The organism is Paenibacillus forsythiae T98 (assembly GCF_000520735.1).
Lineage (GTDB): Bacteria > Bacillota > Bacilli > Paenibacillales > Paenibacillaceae > Paenibacillus_AQ > Paenibacillus_AQ forsythiae.
This window is the reverse complement of sequence record NZ_ASSC01000431.1, coordinates 1-22,620: the sequence shown is the minus strand read 5'-3', so window position 1 is coordinate 22,620 and position 22,620 is coordinate 1. Positions and strand designations below refer to the sequence as shown.

The window sequence follows — 22,620 nt, the reverse complement described above, 5'->3', positions numbered from 1 at the left end:
GGAACGCTTGAGGGGATGTCTGATGGAGGAGCGCCAGCAGCCGGTTTAGTCTTTATCGGGGGAACACGTCTGATTTTAGGCGCTTGTTTATGTTTAAAATGAAAAAAGCCTGGATAATTTTCCGGCTGCTCAAGTAAATATGGGACTACGATATTTCACCAAGACTTCAATCTAAATGATAACAGAACCCAAAAGAATAGTCTAGTAATTTCTAGGTCAAATGTTAACATTAGGGTACCGGTAAAAAATTATGTGGGTGCGCACAGCTACATGGGATGGAGCCAGTCAATGAAGGGTTTAGACTTAAGTGAGGAGTTTTATTGGGAGATCGTAAGGCCAATATTAGCTTGTCGTTTCCCACAACTGTTGGAAAAACATGCTGCTGGATTAATTGGTTATGGCTCGGATGTCTTAGGTTATGATGATGATTTATCAAGAGATCATGAGTGGGGAGCGAGATGCTACATTTGGTTGCTTGACCCGGATTATGAGGAGTACGCTGCATGCCTTAATCAAGCATTTGACGAAGGAGCTCCAATTTTATACAAGGGGTATCCCGCTCGTTTTTCCGTAGATGATTCTAATGAGGTGCTTGTACCATATAATGGAAAGACCAATATACATCATGTTGCAATTACTAGTGTTTCTCGGCATATGCGAATCCAATTGGGACTACATACTTCGCAGCTCTCTATATACGATTGGTTAGTAATTCCTGAACAAAAATTGATAGAGTGGACAAGAGGAAAAATTTTCACGGACCCTATAGGTGAAATAACTGAAGCACGAAAGACTCTTTCTTATCTGCCCGAAGCTGTATGGAGGTATAAATTGAAATATGCATGGAGTGCATTTCGTCTTCTTTATGTGGCAAGGCTCACGGATATTAGAGGAGAATCATTATCAGCCAGGTTACTCATAAACAGAATGGTAGAGAAAGCCATTCAATTGCTCTTCCTCTATAACAAAAGGTATCGACCGGGTACTTACAAATGGATTTCCAAGGAACTGGCCCAGATCAGTCCTCTAGCCAATGAGTCGATTGAACTTCTTGAAGGGATCTTGATGGAACCCTGTGTTACAAAAGCAGTTGAACAAATGGAGAGTGTATTAGCGAGACTAGTAAAACAACATAACGATATGAAGTTGACGGAATATATCGAACTTGAACCGCCCATCTTCTACGCAAGAGGTTTACAATCCTATTCTTATATTAATATAGAGAATGCGTTATTTTCTTCGTTGCCTAAAGAACTTCAACATCTTGAAATACCAGGGTCTTTAGATCAATTTGTTACAAGTGAACATATATTGGTATGGGCAGAGCATTATTCAAAATTCAAGCCAATATACAGTGCAAAGTCCGACATGGAAAGAACGGGAATAGGGGATAGGATGGTTTAGTCGGCTTGGCAGTTAATTATGATTAACATTGAGCGTACAGCATTGATGCACCCAAGGTGAACAGTTTTTGGGAAAAATCCGATATAAAGTAAGGATATATTAATTCAAGTTACTTAAAAGGAGAGTCTATATTGCCTAATCAATTAGTAAAAAATATCATCGTGTTTTGTTTGGTTCTCGTATTCTTACCGGCATCATCCATTCGAGCCGCATCCGTCATTACGGACCCGGCTTTGGCGAAAGCCATTCGAGCGGAATTAAAGCTGTCAGCTAATAAAGAGTTGGGGGCCGGTGATTTGCAGAAGTTGAAATCTTTGTACCCGATGGATGTACAAGATAAAATTACCGATTTGCAAGGACTTGAATATGCCGTTAACATGCAGAGTTTATTTCTGCCCGGCCAACATATAAAGAATATTACAGCGCTCGGCAAGTTGAACAAACTGACGTCTTTGGCTGTTGAAGGGAATCAGATTACAGATCTTTCACCGCTTTCCGGGTTAAGTTCTCTGCAAAAACTGGTTGTTGACGATAACAAGATAAAAAGTCTAATACCGTTGAAGAATTTACACAAGCTGACTGATCTTCTTGCCAGCAACAATCAGGTGGCAGATATAAGTCCCATTCAGAAATTGAAGTTAGAATGGATCATGCTGAGCGGAAATAAAATTCAAGATTTGACGCCGTTAAAGAATCATCCTACATTGGAGCATCTTTATCTGGATGGTAACCTCATCCGGGATATTGAAGTGCTCGAAACGATACCGAATTTAAGAGAAGTATCTTTGGCAAACAACCCGCTGAATGAGCAAGCGAGGCAGGTTGTCAAACAACTAGAGAGCAATGGCGTCATTGTAGATTTGGGAAATAACGATATGACTAAGCCGGAGGAGATTCAAGTTTCTCTCGATGGGGAGTCGGTTGATTTCGAAGTCTCACCGTTTATAATAGACGGCAGCGTGATGGTTCCATTTCGAACCATATTCGAAAAACTTGGCTTAAAGCTTACATGGATCGAAGATACCCAAACCATAATTGGAGAAAAAGAAGGCATTACGATAAAGATGAAACTGGGTCAGCAAAGTGCCGATGTTAACGGAAGGCCGATATCGCTTGCTGTAGCACCGACAATCGTATCAGATAGTACCTTCGTGCCATTGCGGTTCGTGGCCGAGTCCTTAGATGCTAAAGTTGAATGGGACGCCAGTCGACAATTAGCAATTATCAGTAGAAAGTAGCGGTTCGTGCAGATTATCCTACACCAGCTCCATGTACCCATAACATTGTGCTTCAGGCGCTTGGTCAATCTGTGCATGCAGATCCTCCTTTTCTGCCTGTCGTATTGGCTTTGAACAATATGCCGGGGCTGAACCTGTCAGCTTCGGTTATCAATAGGACGTGCCTTTTTACAACTCTATAACATCGCCATGTTAAGCTTGTTTAAGAGGTGATCCTTAGTGGCAACAATTCTGATCGTCGAGGATGAAGTTCCAATCCATGAGCTAATCAAAAGAAATCTGCAATCGGTGGGACATACATGTATTTCCGTTTTTGATGGAAGGGCAGCCCTTGATAAGTTGGCACAGAATGATGTGGATCTCGTATTGCTAGACATCATGCTTCCGGAGATTGACGGGCATGAAGTTTTTCAGCAGATTCGAGGGACGCCTACTATTTTCCTGACGGCTCGAAGCAGCTTGTCGGATAAAGTGAAGGGTTTGACACTTGGCGCTGATGACTATCTGGCCAAGCCCTTTGAGATGATGGAGCTGCTGGCGCGGGTGAATGCCGTGTTAAGACGTACCAAGAAGGAAAGTAAGGATTTTGAACTGGATGGGGTAAAAGTCGATTTTGAGAGCAGGCAAGTATTTCTGAATGGTTACCCGGTTGAATGTACACCCAAAGAATTCGATCTGCTAGAGGTGTTGGTTAACAATCGCAATATTGCTCTATCTCGGGACAAGCTGCTGGAGCTGGCTTGGGGCTATGACTATGTGGGGGATACGAGGACGGTGGATGTTCATATTCAGAAGCTGAGGAAGAAGCTCGATATGGACTGTAGAATTAAAACGGTCTATAAAATGGGATACCGTCTGGAGGTATAGTGATGAAATCACGGACCTTCTTGCTCACGTTTATTCTATTCCTATTGTTTTATTATAGCGGTATTTTAATAGCTTCGGCTGTGACGCTAAAGAGCAATTTGGATAGTTCAAAAGATCGCAGTCTCAGAGAACATTATTTTATCGTATCGTCCTATGCGAAGGATTTGAATGCCTTGGAGAAAAGGGGGGCTTCCGTCGATGATGTAATTGGATCACTCTACCGCTCTTACTTTGACTTTTATAGCAAACAAAAAGTGATCTTGGCCATTTCTAAAGAGGGTCAACAGCTTTATACGGATTTAATGGCAGAGTCTGCTCCTTTCCCCAGAACACCTCTTATTTCGAAGACGAGTGATCGTCTGGTTTCGACTGAAAAGTTCAAAGGTAAGGAATATATCAGAGTAGTGGGTGCTATGCCTGCGCCATACGATACATACGTGCTTGCCTATTATTATGATGTATCCGACATCTTCTCCTCATGGAACAAAATGACGGTTATGTTGCTTTTGAGCGGGATTTTATTGTGCGGATTGCTGGCAGTCTGCTTATTGCTCGTATTGCATCGCGTGTTCAGGCCACTTCAGCAAATTTCCGCTGCTTCCAGAAGCATTGCGCAGGGACAATATGAGAACCGGATTGAGGTTAAGGGCCATGACGAGCTTGCCGAGATGGCGGGGAGCTTCAATCATATGGCGGAGGAAATTCAGAGTCAGATGCTGCAATTGGCTACAATTGCAGAGCAGAAGCAGCAATTCGTAGATAATTTGGCTCATGAGCTGAGGACTCCTCTAACCGCCATTTATGGATATGCAGAATATATTCAGAAGGTTGTTCGCACAGAAGAGGATAAACTATTTGCGACCCATTACATTATGTCGGAGAGTCGCAGACTTCAGAATATCGCCCATCGTCTGCTGGATATGGCAACTTATCGCGGAAATAAGATCGAGCTCAGCAACGTTCATATGGGAGATCTGATTCGCGGGGTTAAGCAATCAGTGTCCATGAAGGCCGCAGAACAACAAATTCAGATGATCTATGAGTGTCGCTTCGATACGTTATTGTGCGATGCGGATCTGATGCATGTTCTGCTCGTGAATTTGATCAATAACGCGATGAAAGCATGCGGTTCGGATGGAATCATCAAGCTGGTCGCTCAACTGGAGAATGAGCATAAGGTAATCTCTGTCCAGGATAATGGCAAGGGGATGACGGAGGAGCATCTTGCTCATATTACAGAAGCGTTCTATCGAGTAGATTCCTCTCGCAGTCGCTCTGGTGGCGGAGCGGGATTGGGCCTGACCCTTTGCAAGCAGATTGCAGTTAATCATGAGGCAGAGCTGAGCTTTTCTTCGGCACCGGGTAAAGGCACACAGGCGAAACTAACTTTTACAAGTCGATAGTAAGTTCATAATGGTTTGATAACCGTGCGTTTATATACTTACAACTGTGATCGATCACGTCATGCAAATGAAATAAAAGGAGATCGAATGAGATGAGCATAGTCAAAGGAAAGGAAATGAAAACAATCGCAATTGGAGCCGTAGCGGCAATCGCGGCTGCTACGTTGGTGTCCGGCGGTATTAGTCAAACGGTAAGAGCGGCAGAAGTCGGTAAAACGCAAGTAGTCCCTACCAGCTACAGCGTACCTTATTCGGGAGCCGCTTACAGCAACGTACCTGCGGATTATGTGAAGAAGGAGTACAAAGTAAAGTTCGTTGGTCAGGATCAGTCAACCGTGAATGATTTGAAGGGAGAAGAAGCTGCGGAGCTTGCCAGCCAGAACTTGTGGCGGATCTTCCATGCCGAACTAAGCGGTCAAACGCTGGAAGTGACTTATCATCCGATTAGTACAACAAATCTGCGCGCGACGTGGGCTGTTCATATTAAGATTAATGATACGCTGTCGTATGATTTCGCTCTTGATGCAGTAACTGGAGAGAATCAATTGGTAGCGAAGAGGATTTATCACAAGGCGGATATTCGTGAGGGAATGGATAAGACTTTGCTTAAAGACAGCCAGAAGTATCAAGCTCTGGCGAAAGCAGCAACAGAAAAATATCAATTTGTATCCGGCAAAGTGACATCTGTCGAGTATATTTCACAAGGATTTCAGAAGAACGAAATAGGCGCGAAGAATTCGGATATCACCCTCCAAGTAAAATCAGACAAGGGTGAGGCGGCTCAGCTCACCTTCTCCAGATACAATAAGGAACTGCTTTCGGTGGAATATAATGGATGGCTTCAAGAAGCTGAGAGCTATCAAAAATGGATCGAGCAAGAGGAGACAAATCAGATGACAAATATACTTATTACAGACGAAGTCATTAAGGAAGTCCAAGAAAAGGGCTCACCAATAGAAATAAAAGAGTAATCAAGAGCAGGATGAGTCCAAACCGCCATTTATCCATAGTTAAGCTTATAGGGCACCCTCGCAGGTGCCCTTATTGTTAGTTAATTTCATCCGCCTATTACAGAATGGACTTCGCGCTTCCCAACGTTCGCACAAAAGCCTCCAGGTTGTCTGTTATAAACCCGGTATTTTTATATCCGGCATCGGCAATCCTATCCTTGATATCTTTGAGAAACTCAGTCATGCTGGCAGTAGAGGCATTCCCGAATCTGTTGTCACTGGCGACGTCCCCGATCTGTTGGGCTGTTCCCTCTCTGTATTCCTTCAACCAATCCTCACGAGTCGATGCTTTCTTAGCGAAGCTTCGCAAGATGCTGCTCCAGTCTTTTCCGTTCACAATAGCTTCCTGTAGCTTGTCCAGCGTTTCCGGCTCGAATTTCTGCATCATATCAGTCAAATCTATATAATCGTCCGGAGCTCCAATAGGTCTTTGCGGGGGTGTTTCGTAATGGATTTCTTTCGTTTCAGGGTCTACGGTTCTGGTTTTGGAGATGGCTCCGATTTGACGGATCGTATTCATAAATTCCGTCGCTTCGTCATCTTTCATGTAATTGTCCGCGATATACTTAGCTTGAGTGAGTCCCAATGCTAATAACGCTGCTCTTTCCTCTTCTCCGGTTACGTCTGTAATGAAATTGGATTGAATGATGCCGTAAGCTGCTTCCTTCACCTCCGAGGGTTGATCTTTGAGAAGGCGATTCAGCGAATCATTGATTCGAACGGTTCCAAAATATTTAGCCGAATGATTCACAATATCGGATGCCGCCAACTGTCTGGCCGCCGGGCTGATTTCCACTGTATCGGTGTCATGCGACAGTTCGGGTATCGTGCCTGTGACCAAGGCCGGTTTATCGGCATGCTGCTTCGAATTTATGTATAAATTCAAGTCATGCTGGGTCGAGCTGTAAATCTTCATCATTAACCCACCTCTATCCATAATATCGGAATATTATTCTATATTTTTTATATTAATGGACAAAAAAAGCAATAGGCAGTTTACTCCTCCGGATTTTTTTGTAAAATATACTTTACTTTATGTATAGTTTGTTTTACATTATGTTTATCAGGTTTTACTTTAGTCAATAAAGGAGGCGTCGTGAATGACTTATCAAGAAAAGAAGAGTATCGTATCGTTAATCAGCACCATACTCATTTTTGTAGTTTATTGCCTGTACAGGTACCCAGAGTATCCCGAAGAAGCGCTGAATTCAAAGGAAACCCTTCATTACTGGGGATCCTTCGTCCTCGTTTTGACTTTGGTTTCCATCGCAGCGCATATCGTGATCAGCATTATTTTCAACATCGTCTTCCGAATGACGACGCGTGAGAAGGAACCTACATTCGCGGATGAACTGGATAAGCGCATTGACTTGTTGGCCTTCCGGAATTCATTTGCTGTGTTTGTCATTGGTTTTCTTCTAGCTATGGGTTCCCTAGTTATCGATCAGCCCTCGAAGGTGATGTTCATCATCCTGATCGGCTCCGGATTTCTTTCGGATGTAACCGGATCCCTATCGAGGCTGTATCACTACAGGAGAGGAGTTTAAGATGGGTAAAAATCTTGTTGGGAATCATATAAGAAAATTACGATTTAACCATAATGAGATGACCCAACAGCAGTTAGCGGACAGGGCGGGTGTAACCAGACAAACGATCGTGGCTCTGGAGAAGGGCAACTACTCCCCGTCATTGGAATTGGCTTTTCGAATTGCTCATGCCTTTAACTTGCCGTTGGAAGAAGTATTTTTTTACGGGGAAAATAAGGAAGGAGAATGGTGAAAATGTATTTTTCAACCAAGACAGCATCAAAAATTGTGGGTGTTCTGTTTATCCTTGCAGCCGTTACATCAATCATAGGGGGGCTTATCTTATACAAGCCAATCCTAAATGATCCAGATTACCTGATTCAAGGTTCTGCGCACGCTAACGAGGTGGTGCTTGGTGCAGTCATGGAATTAATCCTTGTCATTTCGGCGGTAGGCACTGCAACCACCATGTTTCCTATTTTGCGAAAATTCAATGAAGTGATTGCTCTCTGGCATGTTTGTTTCCGCTTTTTGGAGGCTATTGTTATTACGGTCGGGGTCATCAGTGTACTGTCCCTGTTGACCTTAAGCCAGGACTATGTAGCAGCGGGGGCCCCGGATATCGCTTCTTATCAAGTTTCGGGTAAATTGCTAAAAGCAGTGCATGACTATACATTTTTGCTTGGACCTAATTTCTTTCTAGGAGTTAATACGATGATGTATAGCTATATTTTTTATAAATCCAAGCTTGTACCCAGGTTCATCCCCGTGTTGGGTTTGACAGGGTCCGGACTGATTTTACTTGCTGCCTTGTTAGAAATGTTCGGGGTCATTGATCAAATCTCTGCATGGGGGGGCATCTTAGCGCTTCCGATATTCGCCAATGAAATGACTCTTGCGGTGTGGCTCATCATGAAAGGTTTTAATGTATCTGCAGTCCCTTCAAGCAGACCCTAGAAACTATGGGATTTTTGCCCGCGCCGCTATACTAATACGAATTATAGCCTCGAATCCTGTCAACGTAGAAACAATTTGGGTACTTTTTGATTTCGTCCTACGAATGATACACCGAACCTCATAAATAACGGCAACGATAAAAATGAAGAGACCCATCGAATTTCTAGTTTCGATGGGTCTTGACTAACAATTCTAATATACGATCAAACGTGTCATCTAAGGAAATGTTTACTTAAAAGGGGGAAGCTCGCTCTACCCCGTAGCCTATCGTTCCGTTATAGTATCATCCGCGAGTTGCACAGCCTTCCAGCAGGAACGGATTACTTCCTGCACGCTGTCGCCGGTTAATTCGAAGATACCTTGCAGATGGGCCTTCAAAATGTACACTAATGTCCCGTAATGCATCTGCACCATCAGCTTCGGATTCAGGGGGATAAACAGCTTCTGCTGAATGGCTTCTTCATACAGCTTGTTCATAGGGCCGCACCAGCCATCTGTATAGACTGCCTGCTTCACCTCGTCATAAATGTAAGGCGAGAACGAATACTGCTCAATAAATTGAAAGCCTTGAGGATATTTTTGACCCAGTTCGACAACCCGATTCCAGCCTGCTTCGAACTGTTCACGAATCGTTCTGCCCTGCAATAAACCTTCGCGCACATACTCTCCGTTGAATGTGACAATGGCTTTGTACAGCTCGTTTACGATATCTTCTTTACTTTGAAAGTAATGATAAATGTTCCCGGTCGATACGCCCGATTCCTTGGCTATTAACGACATTGAGGTAGCCTGTAATTCCTTCCGAATGATAATGTTAAGCGTCGTTTCGAGGACAGCTCGCTGCACCTTGTTGTATTTTTCAAACATTCAGTTCTTCCTTTCCCACCATCAAATCGAACGTTCATTCCAATTTGTCATCACATAAAATTATTAGCCATGGTCTCCAAATAAACTTCGATCGGCACGGAGTTTCTAAGAGCCATCAGGTCGTTGCCTGCTGCACCGATAACGGTACGGAATTTCTTGCTGTCCCCCGTCGCCAGAGCGACAATGGCATCCACGATAATTTGCGGGCTATCCAGACGGCTGTTGGTATCCGCGGTATCCATTAAATTTTGCACTTTCGCCATCAAATCATCGTAGTCTTTAATATTCTCGTCCCTGTTCCAAGTGATACTTTCCCTAAAATTATTTCCAGTAGATCCGCCCTGCTCGATCAATCTAAGCTCGATATTGAACGGCTTCAGCTCGTAATAAAGACCTTCCGTCAATCCTTCCAAAGCGAACTTGGACATGTTGTACAGCGATCCAAGCGGCACCGCTGTCGTGATCCCCATGAAGGAGCTGATATTGATAAACATGCCCCCTCCATTAGCTCTGTAATGCGGCAAAAATTTACGAATAACATTGATGGGTCCCCGCGCATTAACGGCGAACTGCCAATCGATTGCGTCCTCTTTGGCCAGATCCAACGGACCGTAAGTGCCCATACCTGCATTATTGACGACGACGTCAATTGTCCCGAATGCGGCTATGGCTTGTTCCACGGCCACTTGCACCTGCTCCACTTTGGTGACATCCAGTTTGATCATGAAGAAACCTCCAATGTATAAATTGAACATTCATTCTATATGCAACAACAGAATTAGATCGAATGTTCATTCTAACCCTATTATAGAGTAATCCGTTTGTCAACGAACGATTCATTTCTTCGAGTGTGTTCAAAACCTCATGATTCCGGGGTCGGCCGAATACAGCGACTTCGGCGTCTTCAAATAGACAAACGAGTCCGTGTTTTTTACGTCGGGAATATTGCGAATCCTTTGAATGATTTCCAGTAGGGAGTTTGTGTTTGAGTAGGCTACTTCAACGATAATCTCATATTTCCCCGCGCAGATCGTCAAAAACGTGATTTGTTCGTATTCGGCAAGAATGTCGGCAACCTTTTCGATATTACCCGACACCTGGATGCCTAACATGGCTATTTGGGCTGCATTCAATTTGATTAAGTTGGGAATCGCTACGATGCGGATGTACCCTTCCCGGATCAGTCTTTGGGTTCTAACGCGTACCCGAGTCTCGGACAACGATACATATTGCGCCAGCTCCCGGTATGATGCACGTCCATCATTGGTCAACATCCGAATGAGTTGATGATCCACCTCGTCAGGAACATACTCATGATTCATAGCTTTTGTCATAGAGAATCACCTTTATGTATTTGTTTTTGAAGAAATCTAACGATATAGACGAAATTGATTATATAGATTTTCTAATTTTATCCCATTGTAATTGTAATAACAATTAGTATTTTAATTTTTAACTGAATTTCACGAAAAATGAAAAAGCGAAGCCCGAAAAATCGGCAGCTCCGCTATGTGTTCATAACTTTAAACGCTATTTAGATTTGAGTCCCTGCAACCTCCCCAGAATCACCGTCGCTTCAGCCCGTGTCAACGCGGCATTCGGTTCGAAACGGTTAACGCTTCGCCCGTTCATCAGCTGCGCCTGCGTCACGGCCAGGACGGAAGCCGAGGCCCATTTGGGAATTTCATCGCTGTCGGCAAAACGAACTCCTGATTGTCCCTCCTGTGCCAAACCAGCGGCTTTCCCGAGCAGTACGGCCATCTCCGCGCGAGTGATTGACCGATTCGGACGGAATGTCCCATCCTCGTAACCGGCAACGATACCGAGATGAACCGCTGCTGCGATTTCCTCCCTCGCCCATACCGGAATATCCGCCTGATCGGTAAAGTTCAGCCCACTGTTACTCTTCTGCAGTTGCAGCGCTCGGACGAGTAATCCGATAAATTCCGTTCGTGTAACGGGATCATCTGGGCGGAACTTCCGATCCGGATCGCCTTTTATAAGTCCCCTGCTGAAAGCTCCCTGGATCTGCGCCTCCGCCCAATGTCCTTTGATATCCTGAAGCGCCGCAGCTGGATTCGGATCGCCGCCGGATGAACCACCTGCAAGCAACGAAGGCGTCAGTTTAGGTGCCTTGCGGTGCCGTGTGGATTGTTGAAAGTCATAAGCAAGGCTGAGCAGCTCGGCATCAGCGTACTTCGAACCAAGCAAGCTGAGCCCGACGGGGAAGTCGTCGGCGAACCCTGCCGGAACGGTTACAACGGGGCGTCCGGTGTAGTTAGCCCAGCCGCAATGGGTGCCGAACTGTTCCGGGTCGATGAGTACGGCAGGGTCTTCGTGGACGGTCGCCGGTGGAGCCGCAACGGTCGGATATGCCAGTGCATCGAGCTGGTATTCGGAGAAAATTCCGTCTACGCCTTCCGCGAACTTATTCCGTGCGTCGACTGCGGCAGTGAAGCCTTTTTCGTCGCGCGGCTGTTTGTCGTCCCACGACAACCATTCCTTAGCGGTTTTTTCCATATTGGGGCTGCCGGCAATGATGTCGCCGAAGTTGATTTTGTCGAAAGGCTCGGTCAGTGCGGTCAAGCCCGCCGGCCACTCCGCTTTGGTGCGTACGAAGTAATCTTCGTGTCCGGTCGTCGCCCAATACGATGCGTCCGCAGGGGCGTAGGTGTTCCACCAGCTCCGATTTAGCTGGATTTTCACAACTGTGGCGCCTTGAGCTTCCAGCTCGGCGACCGCTTCGTCGACAACCGAGAGGGTGGCATCGGATTCGGTACCGGAGATATAGTCGTATCCGCCGAACGGCGCGACTACGTACCCGATCCGCGCGCCCTTGAGAGACGTATCGGACAGCGAATCGACATAGGATTTCGGTTTGTTGGCATCCGCTTGAGCGGTCCAGGGGTCCTTAGGATCGGTTCCGGCGATCACGTCGAGCAGCATGGCCGCGTCCTGGACCGATAGCGCAAGCGGTCCGACCGCATCGCCGAGCGGGTTGTAATCGACCCCCGCCATGGAGCCGAGTCCGACCGTCGGACGGAAGCCAACCAGGTTTGTAAACGCGGAGACGTCGGTAATGGAGCCGCAAGACTCGGTTCCGAGGCCAATCGCCGCCAAGCTCGCGGCAACTGCGGCACCCGTGCCGCCGCTGGACCCGTTAATATTTTTCGAGAGGTCGTACGGGTTATATGTACGGCCGTGGACGGAGCTGACGGTGTCCCAGAACATGGCGAACTCGGCCATGTTCGTCTTCCCCAAGATGATTGCCCCGGCGTCTTTAAGCCGCTTGACGACGGTCGCATCCTCAAGCGGTTGGTAGGTGGCGAGAGCTTGATTGCCATGGCTTGTAGGCATATCGGCCGTATTAATGTTGTCCTTTACGAGAACGGGGATGCCGTGCAGCGGGCCGCGAACCTTACCGCTCTTACGTTCGGCGTCCAGCTCGGCAGCTTGGGCGAGCGCATCTTCGTTGAGCGTCACGATAGTACCCAAGCCTGGCTTGCCGTTAATCTCTTTGTCATAGGCTTTGATCCGGTCCAGGTACTGCTGGACTGCCTCAACGCTGGTGATCTCCCCGGCTTCCAAAGCATCGGCCAGCCTGACGACACCGAGATCGACGATATCGACATCGCTTGCCGCAAACGCCGTTATAGGCAGTGGGCCTGTAAAGAGGAGCGCGCTAATGATCGCCACAGGTACAAGGCGCCAGGCGGCGGTTCGCGCAATCCGGGAAATGGAGTTCAATGATAGGTTCATGTAGACCTTTAATTTTTTGAGCAAATGCAGCACCTCCTGTACGTTTATTTCAAAACATGATATAACACTATGAAATTATTAAACAGTTTGCATTTTGGCGTTTTTTGTCCCGTAGGCAACAGAAGTTTTTCGATCCTGTATTTCTGGTGTAGCTGCATGAACATAAAGTATTTTAAAAATAACATACAGTTAATTACATAAATGCACTAAATTCTAGGGGGAGGCATTATATTTTAGAGGAGGAATCCGCCGCTTTTTACCCAATTAGCAGCGAATTCACAACTACAAGAAGTTAATTTAATTAACATAAAGGTTTCATTGCTTAGAACTTGCTGACATGATCAAAGTATCCATTCGTATAATATTTCTATAAAAAATTAGATAAATATTAAAATCCGCAAACAATAATGATACACTAAGATTAAGGCAACATGGATCTAGAAAAAGTGTGCGGCCAGGTCGCGTGCTGGCTTGCTGTGGCGCCTAAGCAGGAGCGCCTTACATCCTTCCTGCAAATTGTAGGGTAGAAGGACGGTAAACATGAGCAACGGACAAACGAAAACCGACGTTATTTTAATTGGTGCCGGAATCATGAGCGCGACTTTGGGTTCACTGCTCAAGGAATTAGCGCCGGACTGGAACATCACCGTGTTTGAACGGCGCGCGGGCGCAGGAGAGGAAAGCTCTAACGAATGGAATAATGCGGGGACGGGGCATTCTTCGCTGTGCGAGCTGAACTACACCGCTGAACAACCGGACGGATCGGTCAATATTAGCAAAGCGATAACCGTGAATGAAGAGTATCAGGTTTCCAAGCAGTTTTGGTCTTATCTGGTGGATAGCCATCGGATTCGGAACCCGCGGGACTTTATCGTGCCGGTGCCCCATATGAGCTTTGTACAAGGGGAACAGGATGCAGTTTTTTTAAGAAAACGATTTGAAGCGCTTTCCAAAAGTCCCCTGTTTCAAGGGATGGAGTTCTCCGATGACCCGGCACAGTTGATGAAATGGATTCCGCTGATGATGAAGGACCGGACGCTCAACCAGCCGATAGCAGCTACGAGAATCGAATCGGGAACGGATGTCAACTTCGGCGCTTTGACGCGCAGCTTGTTTGACCACTTGAAAAGTAACAACGTCGATCTGAAGTTCAACCATCAGGTGGATGATATTAAACGTACCAAGGGCGGCTCGTGGGAATTGAAAGTGCGGAATCTGGATAGCGGTGCCGTAGGGCGCCACACGGCCAAATTCGTCTTTATCGGCGGCGGGGGAGGAAGCCTGCATTTGCTGCAGAAATCCGGTATTCCTGAAGGAAAGGGCATTGGAGGATTCCCGGTAAGCGGACTGTTTATGGTGTGCCGGAAACCGGATATTGTCGCGCAGCATCACGCCAAAGTATACGGTAAAGCCGCAGTTGGCGCTCCGCCCATGTCGGTTCCGCATCTTGACACAAGGTTTATCGACAAGGAAGAATCATTGTTCTTCGGACCGTTTGCAGGCTTCTCGCCCAAGTTCTTGAAGTTCGGTTCCATCTTTGATTTGATCACTTCGGTCAAACCGGATAATCTCGTAACGATGCTGGCGGCAGGCGTCAAGAACTTTGGGCTGACCAAATACCTGATCGAGCAGGTGATGTTGTCCAAAGAACAGCGTATGGAAGCTTTACGGGAATTTGTCCCGGACGCCAAAGACGAGGATTGGGAGCTGGTGGTAGCGGGCCAGCGTGTGCAAATTATTAAAAATACGGCTTCCGGCAAAGGAACGCTGCAATTTGGCACGGAAGTGATTAGTGCCGCCGACGGCTCGATTGCTGCATTGCTCGGCGCTTCTCCGGGCGCTTCGACCGCCGTTTCCGTCATGCTTGAGGTCATAGAGAAATGCTTCCCGCAGCATATCAAGGCGTGGTCGCTGAAGCTTAAGGAAATGATCCCTTCTTACGGTGTGTCGCTGTCTGGGAACCCGGAGCTTCTCCGCAACATTCACACTTCCACCGCTCGGTCGCTCGGTCTAGCGAATGGGACAGGGAAGCCTGAGAACAAGACGCCTAATAAAAGTTTGCCGGAAGTAGGGGAAGCTGCATTTCGCTCACGATAACCCGAGGCAGGTTAAGGCTAAGGGGAGCAGAACTATGGTTCTGCTCCCTGAATTCAATATCAGTACAGCGTAGGAATTGGGGGACATGAAACCGCATTTATGAATCTTGGATCAATTCCGTAATAGTACCAAAACGTCCCGCTCCAGCGATAGCCTGAAACCTCTCCGTACTCCACCCGAGTGGGGTAATACCAGAAACTGTCCCCGTTCCATAGCCAGATATACGTATAATTTTGCAAGCAGTCAATGATATACGATCCAAATGCCGCAGGCTTGGGCGGGATGAAGGCAGGGGGAGGGGACAAGGTTTGAGCGGGTGTTCCGGGCAGTGGCAAGAATGCCATTTTGATTCACTCCTTCATACGAACTTCTTTTCATCATATGCGTTTGCCTAGTTTAAAGTTCATTTTTGGCTGAAACGGATCAGCCGGATGCTGCGTAATGCATAGCATGAACGTCTTACTATGGTGAATTATTGCGGAGGTGGAAGCGGTACATGTCTATGTTCAAAAAGGTATTGGCAAGCGTCGGCATCGGGTCGGCTAAGGTGGACACAAGGCTGGAGGAGGCGCAGGTAGTGGCTGGCGGTACGCTGCGCGGAGTGGTATCCGTTCGCGGGGGCCAGGTGGAGCAGCAAATTGACAAGATTTACATTTATGTAAAGACGCAGTATGAGAAAGAAGAAAATGATAACAAGGTAACCCACGAAGCGGAAATCGCGCGAATCCTCATTACGGACGGATTTGTGCTGCAGGCCGGGGAAGATCGGGAAATTCCGTTTGAAATTACTGTCCCCGAGCGTACCCCCGTATCGTACCGCAACACACCGGTATGGCTGATGACCGGGCTGGATATCAAGAAGGCGCTTGATCCAAGCGACCATGATTATCTGGAGGTACTGCCGAGCGATAACATGCAGGTGGTATTTGGCGCGCTGGATGAGCTGGGCTTCAGGCTGCGCGAAGTGTCCAATGACTATGCTCCCCGTCTTGGCGCCGGCTTGTCTTTCGTACAGGAGTTCGAGTATGTGCCGACCCGCGAGTTTCGCGGCGCGCTGGATGAGCTTGAAGTGATGTTCTTTCCGCAGGGCGATAATTTAGAGCTGTACATCCAGATTGACCGCAGAGCTCGCGGACTTGGCGGCTTCTTGTCAGAAGCCATGGGTACGGATGAGAGCTTTATCCGCGTGACCTTTACCGGTAATGATCTCCGCCGCGGCGTACATGAAATATCCGGCGAACTGCATCAGCTTATCTCCAGGTACATCTAATACGGAATGCAGCGTTAAAGCCCGCACTCCTTAAGGAATGCGGGTTGGTGCGTGTTACCCATGGGTCTTCCGTAACCCGAGATTACTGATCAGGAGATTATCGCGAAGCTTATCCGGGAACCGTCTCGAGCTTTGTGATTGCATCCTGGTACAGGGTAAGCCGGTTGGACGCAACTCGAAGAGAGTTGGTAAACTAAGATAGCTACAGTAACCTATAAAATGGAGGAGAGAAATGAGTAACCAATCTCAAAGTTATCAAAATCACCGAAGATATCATCCACTTTTTCACGTGTTGCTTACCCTTTTGACTGCCGGTTTGTTCGTCTCTGCTATAATAGAGCTTGGGAAATCACTGAAAGCGGGGGATCCCGTTTTTCCTGCAATCCTTTTTCTGATTATTTCTATAATCTTCATCGTCATTTATCTAATCATTCGCGCTTATCCATTAAAAGCACAGGATCGGGCGATACGAGCGGAAGAAAATCTCCGGCACTATGTCTTGACTCAAAAGCTGCTCGATCCGAGGCTTAGCATGCAGCAAATTACAGCTTTGCGATTTGCCTCCGATGATGAATTTCCTTCACTTAGTAAGAAAGCGGCAGCAGAGCAGCTCTCACCTGATGCCATTAAGAAGTCTATCCAGAAGTGGAGAACCGACGACTACAGAATTTAATTTTCATTTTCTCCAATAAGTATTTCCTTCATTTTCAAGGCCTTACGTTGATAACGAGGGTCTTGTTCCACTTTCCTCCTCCCAAAGGAATGCATTTGGACTCTTAGCTCCTGTGCATCTTCTTCTGGGAGGATAATTTCACCATTCCTGAATTTCCTCTCCCTTAATCCGCCTCTACATCAATTACATTCCCGTGTTCTTCCCACAACTTCTTTCCTAGTTCAGCCGTTTTTGAAACTGCCGGTTTTTTCATCGAGGTTATGTCACATTACATCAGGCTCGTTAGTTATATAAGCATATAACTTTAGGGAGGAGGAAGAGTGGTATGAATATCGAGGAAGTGATTCAACGGGTCCAGCAAGGAGACTCAAATGCTTTTGAGCCAATCATTCACGCTTATCAACAGAGGCTATTCGCCTATTGCTTCTATATGTTGGGGAATCGTCAGGAAGCGGAGGATGCTGTCCAGGAAGTCTTCATTAGATCCTATCAGAGCTTACATTTGTATCGGTTTGACCAATCCTTTCCCGCTTGGCTCTATAAGATTGCGGGAAATCAATGTCTCACGTTACTAAAACGAAGGAAGATATGGAACGCGTTGCTTCCGAAGTTCTGGCGTCAATTTAACGAGCCGAGTGCAGAGGAAGAAATGTGGAAGCAGGTTTCAGCAGACCTATTGAAGGGGTTAACCGTAGAGGAAAGGCAAATCATTATTTTACACGTACTTGAAGGGTACACACTCGACGAGATTGCTCAAAGCCTTCAACTGAAAGCAGGAACGGTCCGTAAACGATTCGAACGGATTCGTAAGAAGCTTAAAAAAACATCAACCAATTGGGAGGGCTCTACATATGAAAAAACCATCGGAATTTAACGATCTTAGCCAGAAATTGTCCGGTATAACGCTGCCAACGATTGATGTGAGTAGCCCGGTAATGGGACGAATTCGAGTCATGTACAATGAGCAAACCGTACCCGTTAAAGCCCGACTACCTGTGAAGCGTCATCCCAAGGTGATGTGGATAACGGTGTTTTCCTTATTTTTCGTGTTTATAGCGACAGTCAGTGCTTCTGTTGTTCCAGTCAGCTGGAATGGTGAGAGTTTCACGATTGAAGATGATGGAGGAAGGAATGCAAGAATTGATGCCTTCAAGGAGTTTATTTTTGGGAAAGAGCCAACCTATAAAGAATCTGTCGAGGATGTATTAAATAATCACAAGAATGCAAAGGAAGTCATGAGCTTGGATGAAGCAAAACAGCAGTTTCCATTTACAATATTAAGACCGGACCCTTCCAAAGCACAGCCGATCCGCTCGAACGGAGTCCTTATGAATGAAATGCTGCAGGAGAATGGCAAGGACGTTCGTATCATTGGTTATCGCCCTGTTTTCCATGATATTTATGCATTGGATAATCAGCGTTGGGTTATAGTAACTCAAAACTTGGACCAAGCTGCAACAGACCATCTTAAGGGGAAAGTGGATAGCATTTCATCAACCTATATCGGTAATTGGGAAAATGTCCAAATTAACAATCAGATGATTGCAATGTATTCTGAGTCCAAGAAGAAAAACACCCTCTTGATTAAATATAAGACCGAGCAGTCTCAGGTTATCGACATTGAAATTGTAGGAACGGGTACGAAGGAACAATTAATAAAGCTGGCGGAAGCCTATACGGGCCTGTGAGATATACCCAAAAGTCTGCGGAACGCATCTTCATCTTTAACTATTCTTAACTGTGCTTGTTACTGAACGGTAAAATCAACAGTTTGAGTAGAACCCAGCGTGTAGCCATTATAGGCTTTTAAACCCGGGTCTATGATGATTTGATAACTGTTGCCGCTTACCAGATTTGCGTCAAAAAAGAGGTTTCGCTTCTCAATACTGAAGGGAGAGCCGTCTCCCAGTCGGTATACAGTGATCGCTACCATAGATTGGGTATTTGTATTTTTAAGATGTATGTAATTCTGATTGGTGGACAAATTGGCGGCAACATTATGATTGAACTGAAGTTCAATATGCTGTAAACCGGAAGGTACGCTTGTATTGTTGATTAAAGATACACCGGGCGTTGCCGTGTCTCCGCTGATTGTACACAGGTTTGCGCCATTAAAGGTTACAGTAGGGTCGGCAGCAAAAGCTGTACTTGCAAGCAGGCAGAGCATCAATAGAGAAACTACAAAAGTGCTAATTAGTTTTTGGGGCTTGGCAAACAATTTCTCCACTCCTTGTTCATTTATTAATTAGTTAAAGATGAAGATGACTATGTTTAGATATATTTGATTATGTTTAGTTATGTTATATATTAGCATCATTGTATAATTAATTCAATCATTAACTTCGTGCTATGGCGAAGGGAGTCCGTTATAATGAAGGCTGACCCTCTTGATTAAGGAGATGACTCCTCTGATGAATACGCATAAACCTTTGGTTTACCTGGAGCAAATAGAAAAGATCGAACTTGAACTCACGAAACTGAACGCCAGCCGTTCGCTGGTTCCGGTGGAGCGGCAGCTTGAAGTGTTGCGCTTGGGCCGCTCGACCTTGCTTCGGGACCGGACGCATCCGGCTTCGATGTACTATAACCGAATCAAAGGCTTCGGCCCTCATGATCTTGCGGAGCTGGACAACCTGCTCGGGTTATACCCGAATGCCGCTCCATGCTTTGATATGACCCCGAACCATATGACAGAAGAGGTAAGCCGCGCGCTATTTAGTAGAGGATTTGTTCCCGCCGAGCAGTTGGTCTTCATGTATACCCATCCGCCGGAGGGAATTGAAGCCGCTTCCGCCTTTCCAATTGAACGGGTAACGGAGAGCAGCGCGGAAGAATTTATACAATGGATCGGGCTGTCGGAGGGCGGCATGGAGATTAGCGAGGAAACGCTTGCACGGTCCAAAGGATATTTTTACAGACCGGATTTTGTAAATTATATGCTAAGAATCGACGGAAACCCTGCGGCTATGGGATCGCTGTTTCTGAAAAGGGAAGAGGGATACATTGCCAATGACTATACCTTCCCGGCGTACCGGGGCAGAGGCTGCCAGTTGGCACTGCTCAAGCGCCGGCTTGCCGATGCCGTTAAACTTGGCGTCAAGACGGTCTATACGGATGTGGTATTCGGATCGGTCAGCCACGGAAATATGGAAAAGGCGGGGTTTAAGACCGCATTTCTCAATACATTTTGGATGAAAATATGAAACTTGCCATTACAAAGTACTCGGGGGAAATGTATCTTAAGTAGTGGCAAGTTTTTGAATGATTATCAATGAAATTGATCTTTTTCAATAAACTATTTAAAAGTCAAATGACTGCTGAATGGGTCCCTGATCTGGATCAATTAAAGTAATAGTAGAATAATAAAGGTAACCATTTTTGGCGTTCTCACGAAGGTCATTTTGGAAGTAATCAACTGATTTTTGTACATTAAATACCCTATAATAGAAAGCCACGGCTAAATCAAGCATAAGTAGTATTCCCTTTTGCTCTCCCGAATCGGGAGAGAGTGACTTGGATTTTCTTGTGCGGCTGAGATTATGTATTATACCGCGATATATGAGGTTGCCAAGCTTCTTTCTGTCTCCTCTTGAAACACTAAGAAACATATGGACAGGTAACCTTTTGTCTTCATCACGGGACTCATTTCTAGTTTCAGCCCCAGAATTTCTAGCTGATAATTTTGGTATAATGATTTTCTCAAGGTAATGTAAGTCTAATTCAGTTAGTTGGTTATCACTAAGAGTTTGACTATCAGCTATGTTCTGTATTGCTGTACTAACTGAAGAGTAATCAAGTCGTTTTATATCAGTTTCAGATGCAAACTTTTTACTTGCTATACTGTAAGCATTATTCAGTATTTCGAAGTATCTTCTTGGGAGTCCGTTTGCTGTAAAAGCTGCTAACAAAAAAGTCCTGTCATCCTCAAAAATCCATGAAGTTTGCCCACTTGATTCAGGATGAAGGATGTTTATTCGTTTTTCAGTAATATATCTAAAAAATGATTCATATTCATCGTGAAGAACATCCATTTCTAAATACTCCATGCTACAGTCCTCACCTTGAATAAAATCAAAGTCATGCCCCTTAATCTTTGCAGGATAATTAGTTTTTTCAGGAGGATATACACCACCAATAAAATATATAAAGTTCGTTCCAGTTGTTGTTTCTGTAGATGCTCTGATCAATCTAAGGAGTCTAAAAACTTCAATTTGAGCTTTATCAGAAGTACCTGAAATCTCATCAAGAAGCAGTAAAGTGTAATTAAGCTCAAGGATGTCGTTAAGGCCATTAAAGAAATTGACAATATAGCGAGAAGCATTGAAGTGCGAGAGCGTATTAACTATTTGTTCAATATGTTCCTTTTTTATTGATTCGCCTTTTAATTTAAACCATTTTGCAGCGACTTCAGCTCCTAGATTGTTACTTTGATCTTTCACTACTTTTACATCATCGGAAAGTAATTCTGAATTAAGCATCTCGAACAATGCTTTTATTTCGTCAAGAACCTCTACTATAGGTCTGTCTATGAAAGCTTCTAATATGGGAGCATCGGTTTTTAGAACTTTAAGGTGAAGAGGGTCACCAGCTTTCTCAATAAAGCTAAAATTATTAATAATTGTGCTAATCGCTGATTGAACAATATTAGTATATAAATGTGCACGGAATTTTGAATCTTCAAGAATTTCGTATTCAGATAGCTTTGCTAATGAAAGATAAACAGGAAGCACACGATGCACTTCGAATTTTTCAAAACATGATTCACGAACCATCTTTAAAATATGGGTTTTTCCAGTACCTCTAATCCCCTCAATTAATATATTCCTGTTACTGAAAGCTATTTCCTCAATTTCTAAACCGGGATTAGCATGGGTATTTGCATTAAAGTTGGTTTGTGCATCATTGTTAAAAAAGTCCGGTTTAATTCTAACAATCGGCAATAAAGCTCCCCCCCATAAACTAGCGCTTAATGAGCTTATATTAACATTGTTTCTCAGGAATATAAAAGAAAATTTTCCATTAAAAAGTGTTCGCTCAACTGTATAAACCGAATCATCCATTCCGGTATGTTAAGGGGGAATTAGCAGTAAGGCGGAAACGGGATAACGAAGGCTCCCTCGGGGCATGTTAGGAGAAAAGATTTCAGGGGGGAGTGGAGCAAGATGACCAGAAGAAAGAGGAAATATGCGGTGCCTGGAGTGGAGCAGGAAATGCAGACCTTCAAAGCAAATGTAATGCAGCGCGAAGGGTACGCCGTTGATCCGAGTCGGCCGGATGACGTGAAGTACGAAGTGGCCAAGGAGCTTGGCGTCCCTCTGCAGCCGGGTGAAAATGGCGGCCTGACGACGGAATCGGTGGGCCATGTCGGCGGCAAAATCGGCGGCTCCATGGTCCGCGAAATGATCCGGCTGGCCCAGGAGCAATTAGCGGGCCGGGAGCGGCGTTAGCCGTCTCCCTGGATCATCAGCGCGGATTTAATTTCACCTGCGAGCCTTTGCCGCTTGTCTGGATGCCCGTGTCCTTCACTCCGGCCTCCTTCAGATCGGCCA

The 22,620-nt window shown here is 45.6% G+C and carries 22 protein-coding genes and 1 pseudogene; 15 read left to right on the top strand and 8 right to left on the bottom strand.

Annotation, left to right across the window (positions count from 1 at the left end):
• The first annotated feature begins 288 nt into the window (after window positions 1-288).
• The 5 genes from L692_RS0113860 (at window position 289) to L692_RS0113840 (ending at window position 5,883) form a co-directional block, all read left to right on the top strand.
• Window positions 289-1,404, top strand: a complete 1,116-nt coding sequence (locus L692_RS0113860; RefSeq protein ID WP_025700731.1) for a DUF4037 domain-containing protein — start codon at window positions 289-291, stop codon at window positions 1,402-1,404.
• A gap of 131 nt (window positions 1,405-1,535) precedes the next feature.
• Complete coding sequence (locus tag L692_RS0113855; protein WP_025700729.1) at window positions 1,536-2,642, top strand: stalk domain-containing protein; 1,107 nt, start codon at window positions 1,536-1,538, stop codon at window positions 2,640-2,642.
• 219 nt (window positions 2,643-2,861) lie between these two features.
• Window positions 2,862-3,509 (top strand): response regulator transcription factor, encoded by a 648-nt coding sequence (locus L692_RS0113850; RefSeq protein ID WP_025700727.1) that lies wholly within the window; start codon window positions 2,862-2,864, stop codon window positions 3,507-3,509.
• A 2-nt stretch (window positions 3,510-3,511) separates the two neighbouring features.
• The gene (locus L692_RS0113845) at window positions 3,512-4,912 is read left to right on the top strand and encodes a sensor histidine kinase (protein ID WP_025700725.1); all 1,401 of its coding nucleotides are present in this window, start codon (window positions 3,512-3,514) and stop codon (window positions 4,910-4,912) included.
• A 92-nt stretch (window positions 4,913-5,004) separates the two neighbouring features.
• Window positions 5,005-5,883 carry a hypothetical protein gene (locus L692_RS0113840; protein ID WP_025700722.1) on the top strand — a complete coding sequence of 293 codons (879 nt, stop codon included), beginning with the start codon at window positions 5,005-5,007 and terminating at the stop codon, window positions 5,881-5,883.
• A gap of 97 nt (window positions 5,884-5,980) precedes the next feature.
• On the opposite strand, the gene L692_RS0113835 is transcribed toward L692_RS0113840, so the two are convergent.
• The gene (locus L692_RS0113835) at window positions 5,981-6,841 is read right to left on the bottom strand and encodes a hypothetical protein (protein WP_232238790.1); all 861 of its coding nucleotides are present in this window, start codon (window positions 6,839-6,841) and stop codon (window positions 5,981-5,983) included.
• Window positions 6,842-7,022: 181 nt separating this feature from the next.
• Here L692_RS0113835 and L692_RS0113830 point away from each other — a divergent pair, with 181 nt between their 5' ends.
• From L692_RS0113830 to L692_RS0113820, 3 genes are read left to right on the top strand one after another with little or no spacing between them, the layout of a single operon-like run.
• The gene (locus tag L692_RS0113830; protein WP_025700719.1) at window positions 7,023-7,469 is read left to right on the top strand and encodes a hypothetical protein; all 447 of its coding nucleotides are present in this window, start codon (window positions 7,023-7,025) and stop codon (window positions 7,467-7,469) included.
• A 1-nt stretch (window position 7,470) separates the two neighbouring features.
• Window positions 7,471-7,701 (top strand): helix-turn-helix transcriptional regulator, encoded by a 231-nt coding sequence (locus tag L692_RS0113825; protein WP_025700718.1) that lies wholly within the window; start codon window positions 7,471-7,473, stop codon window positions 7,699-7,701.
• Window positions 7,702-7,703: 2 nt separating this feature from the next.
• Window positions 7,704-8,405 (top strand): DUF4386 domain-containing protein, encoded by a 702-nt coding sequence (locus L692_RS0113820; RefSeq protein WP_025700716.1) that lies wholly within the window; start codon window positions 7,704-7,706, stop codon window positions 8,403-8,405.
• Window positions 8,406-8,669: 264 nt separating this feature from the next.
• Here the strand turns inward: L692_RS0113820 and L692_RS0113815 are convergent, their stop codons facing one another.
• From L692_RS0113815 to L692_RS28795, 4 genes are all read right to left on the bottom strand, one after another.
• On the bottom strand, window positions 8,670-9,272 hold the full coding sequence (locus L692_RS0113815) for a TetR/AcrR family transcriptional regulator (RefSeq protein WP_025700714.1): 603 nt from the start codon (window positions 9,270-9,272) through the stop codon (window positions 8,670-8,672).
• 50 nt (window positions 9,273-9,322) lie between these two features.
• Window positions 9,323-9,997: an SDR family NAD(P)-dependent oxidoreductase gene (locus L692_RS0113810; RefSeq protein WP_025700712.1), complete on the bottom strand. Its 675-nt coding sequence runs from the start codon at window positions 9,995-9,997 to the stop codon at window positions 9,323-9,325.
• Window positions 9,998-10,126: 129 nt separating this feature from the next.
• Window positions 10,127-10,606, bottom strand: coding sequence for an Lrp/AsnC family transcriptional regulator (locus L692_RS0113805; protein ID WP_025700710.1), 480 nt, complete (start codon window positions 10,604-10,606; stop codon window positions 10,127-10,129).
• 196 nt (window positions 10,607-10,802) lie between these two features.
• Complete coding sequence (locus tag L692_RS28795; RefSeq protein WP_025700706.1) at window positions 10,803-13,055, bottom strand: amidase family protein; 2,253 nt, start codon at window positions 13,053-13,055, stop codon at window positions 10,803-10,805.
• 516 nt (window positions 13,056-13,571) lie between these two features.
• Between L692_RS28795 and L692_RS0113795 the strand changes: the two genes are divergently transcribed.
• From L692_RS0113795 to L692_RS0113770, 5 genes are all read left to right on the top strand, one after another.
• Window positions 13,572-15,128 (top strand): malate:quinone oxidoreductase, encoded by a 1,557-nt coding sequence (locus L692_RS0113795; protein WP_025700704.1) that lies wholly within the window; start codon window positions 13,572-13,574, stop codon window positions 15,126-15,128.
• Between the two features lie 496 nt (window positions 15,129-15,624).
• Window positions 15,625-16,398, top strand: coding sequence for a sporulation protein (locus L692_RS0113790; RefSeq protein WP_025700702.1), 774 nt, complete (start codon window positions 15,625-15,627; stop codon window positions 16,396-16,398).
• Between the two features lie 232 nt (window positions 16,399-16,630).
• Window positions 16,631-17,071: a DUF6526 family protein gene (locus L692_RS0113785; protein WP_025700701.1), complete on the top strand. Its 441-nt coding sequence runs from the start codon at window positions 16,631-16,633 to the stop codon at window positions 17,069-17,071.
• A gap of 325 nt (window positions 17,072-17,396) precedes the next feature.
• Complete coding sequence (locus tag L692_RS0113775) at window positions 17,397-17,945, top strand: RNA polymerase sigma factor (protein WP_025700700.1); 549 nt, start codon at window positions 17,397-17,399, stop codon at window positions 17,943-17,945.
• Window positions 17,923-18,759 carry a hypothetical protein gene (locus L692_RS0113770; RefSeq protein WP_025700698.1) on the top strand — a complete coding sequence of 279 codons (837 nt, stop codon included), beginning with the start codon at window positions 17,923-17,925 and terminating at the stop codon, window positions 18,757-18,759. Before L692_RS0113775 ends, L692_RS0113770 begins: the two co-directional genes overlap by 23 nt.
• Window positions 18,760-18,818: 59 nt before the next feature.
• On the opposite strand, the gene L692_RS0113765 is transcribed toward L692_RS0113770, so the two are convergent.
• Entirely contained in the window at window positions 18,819-19,289 is a 471-nt protein-coding gene (locus tag L692_RS0113765; protein WP_025700696.1) for an Ig-like domain-containing protein, read from the bottom strand.
• A 193-nt stretch (window positions 19,290-19,482) separates the two neighbouring features.
• Between L692_RS0113765 and L692_RS0113760 the strand changes: the two genes are divergently transcribed.
• Window positions 19,483-20,274, top strand: a complete 792-nt coding sequence (locus L692_RS0113760; protein WP_025700694.1) for a GNAT family N-acetyltransferase — start codon at window positions 19,483-19,485, stop codon at window positions 20,272-20,274.
• Between the two features lie 96 nt (window positions 20,275-20,370).
• Here the strand turns inward: L692_RS0113760 and L692_RS0113755 are convergent, their stop codons facing one another.
• Window positions 20,371-22,011: a hypothetical protein gene (locus L692_RS0113755; protein WP_025700692.1), complete on the bottom strand. Its 1,641-nt coding sequence runs from the start codon at window positions 22,009-22,011 to the stop codon at window positions 20,371-20,373.
• 222 nt (window positions 22,012-22,233) lie between these two features.
• On the opposite strand from L692_RS0113755, the gene L692_RS0113750 reads away from it, so the two are divergent.
• The gene (locus tag L692_RS0113750; protein ID WP_025700691.1) at window positions 22,234-22,518 is read left to right on the top strand and encodes an alpha/beta-type small acid-soluble spore protein; all 285 of its coding nucleotides are present in this window, start codon (window positions 22,234-22,236) and stop codon (window positions 22,516-22,518) included.
• 16 nt (window positions 22,519-22,534) lie between these two features.
• Here the strand turns inward: L692_RS0113750 and L692_RS33915 are convergent.
• Window positions 22,535-22,620 (bottom strand): annotated as a pseudogene (locus L692_RS33915) (translation initiation factor IF-3); the annotation flags it as partial.

What these genes read in the sequence shown, in the direction of transcription:
- L692_RS0113820 (WP_025700716.1), top strand. Translation starts at nt 7,704, where the DNA reads ATGTATTTTTCAACCAAGACAGCATCAAAAATTGTGGGTGTTCTGTTT.
- L692_RS0113815 (WP_025700714.1), bottom strand. Translation starts at nt 9,272, where the DNA reads ATGTTTGAAAAATACAACAAGGTGCAGCGAGCTGTCCTCGAAACGACG.
- L692_RS0113770 (WP_025700698.1), top strand. Translation starts at nt 17,923, where the DNA reads ATGAAAAAACCATCGGAATTTAACGATCTTAGCCAGAAATTGTCCGGT.
- L692_RS0113805 (WP_025700710.1), bottom strand. Translation starts at nt 10,606, where the DNA reads ATGACAAAAGCTATGAATCATGAGTATGTTCCTGACGAGGTGGATCAT.
- L692_RS0113845 (WP_025700725.1), top strand. Translation starts at nt 3,512, where the DNA reads ATGAAATCACGGACCTTCTTGCTCACGTTTATTCTATTCCTATTGTTT.
- L692_RS0113775 (WP_025700700.1), top strand. Translation starts at nt 17,397, where the DNA reads ATGAATATCGAGGAAGTGATTCAACGGGTCCAGCAAGGAGACTCAAAT.
- L692_RS0113825 (WP_025700718.1), top strand. Translation starts at nt 7,471, where the DNA reads ATGGGTAAAAATCTTGTTGGGAATCATATAAGAAAATTACGATTTAAC.
- L692_RS0113835 (WP_232238790.1), bottom strand. Translation starts at nt 6,841, where the DNA reads ATGATGAAGATTTACAGCTCGACCCAGCATGACTTGAATTTATACATA.
- L692_RS0113860 (WP_025700731.1), top strand. Translation starts at nt 289, where the DNA reads ATGAAGGGTTTAGACTTAAGTGAGGAGTTTTATTGGGAGATCGTAAGG.
- L692_RS0113760 (WP_025700694.1), top strand. Translation starts at nt 19,483, where the DNA reads ATGAATACGCATAAACCTTTGGTTTACCTGGAGCAAATAGAAAAGATC.
- L692_RS0113750 (WP_025700691.1), top strand. Translation starts at nt 22,234, where the DNA reads ATGACCAGAAGAAAGAGGAAATATGCGGTGCCTGGAGTGGAGCAGGAA.
- L692_RS0113795 (WP_025700704.1), top strand. Translation starts at nt 13,572, where the DNA reads ATGAGCAACGGACAAACGAAAACCGACGTTATTTTAATTGGTGCCGGA.
- L692_RS0113840 (WP_025700722.1), top strand. Translation starts at nt 5,005, where the DNA reads ATGAGCATAGTCAAAGGAAAGGAAATGAAAACAATCGCAATTGGAGCC.
- L692_RS0113785 (WP_025700701.1), top strand. Translation starts at nt 16,631, where the DNA reads ATGAGTAACCAATCTCAAAGTTATCAAAATCACCGAAGATATCATCCA.
- L692_RS0113830 (WP_025700719.1), top strand. Translation starts at nt 7,023, where the DNA reads ATGACTTATCAAGAAAAGAAGAGTATCGTATCGTTAATCAGCACCATA.
- L692_RS0113790 (WP_025700702.1), top strand. Translation starts at nt 15,625, where the DNA reads ATGTCTATGTTCAAAAAGGTATTGGCAAGCGTCGGCATCGGGTCGGCT.
- L692_RS0113810 (WP_025700712.1), bottom strand. Translation starts at nt 9,997, where the DNA reads ATGATCAAACTGGATGTCACCAAAGTGGAGCAGGTGCAAGTGGCCGTG.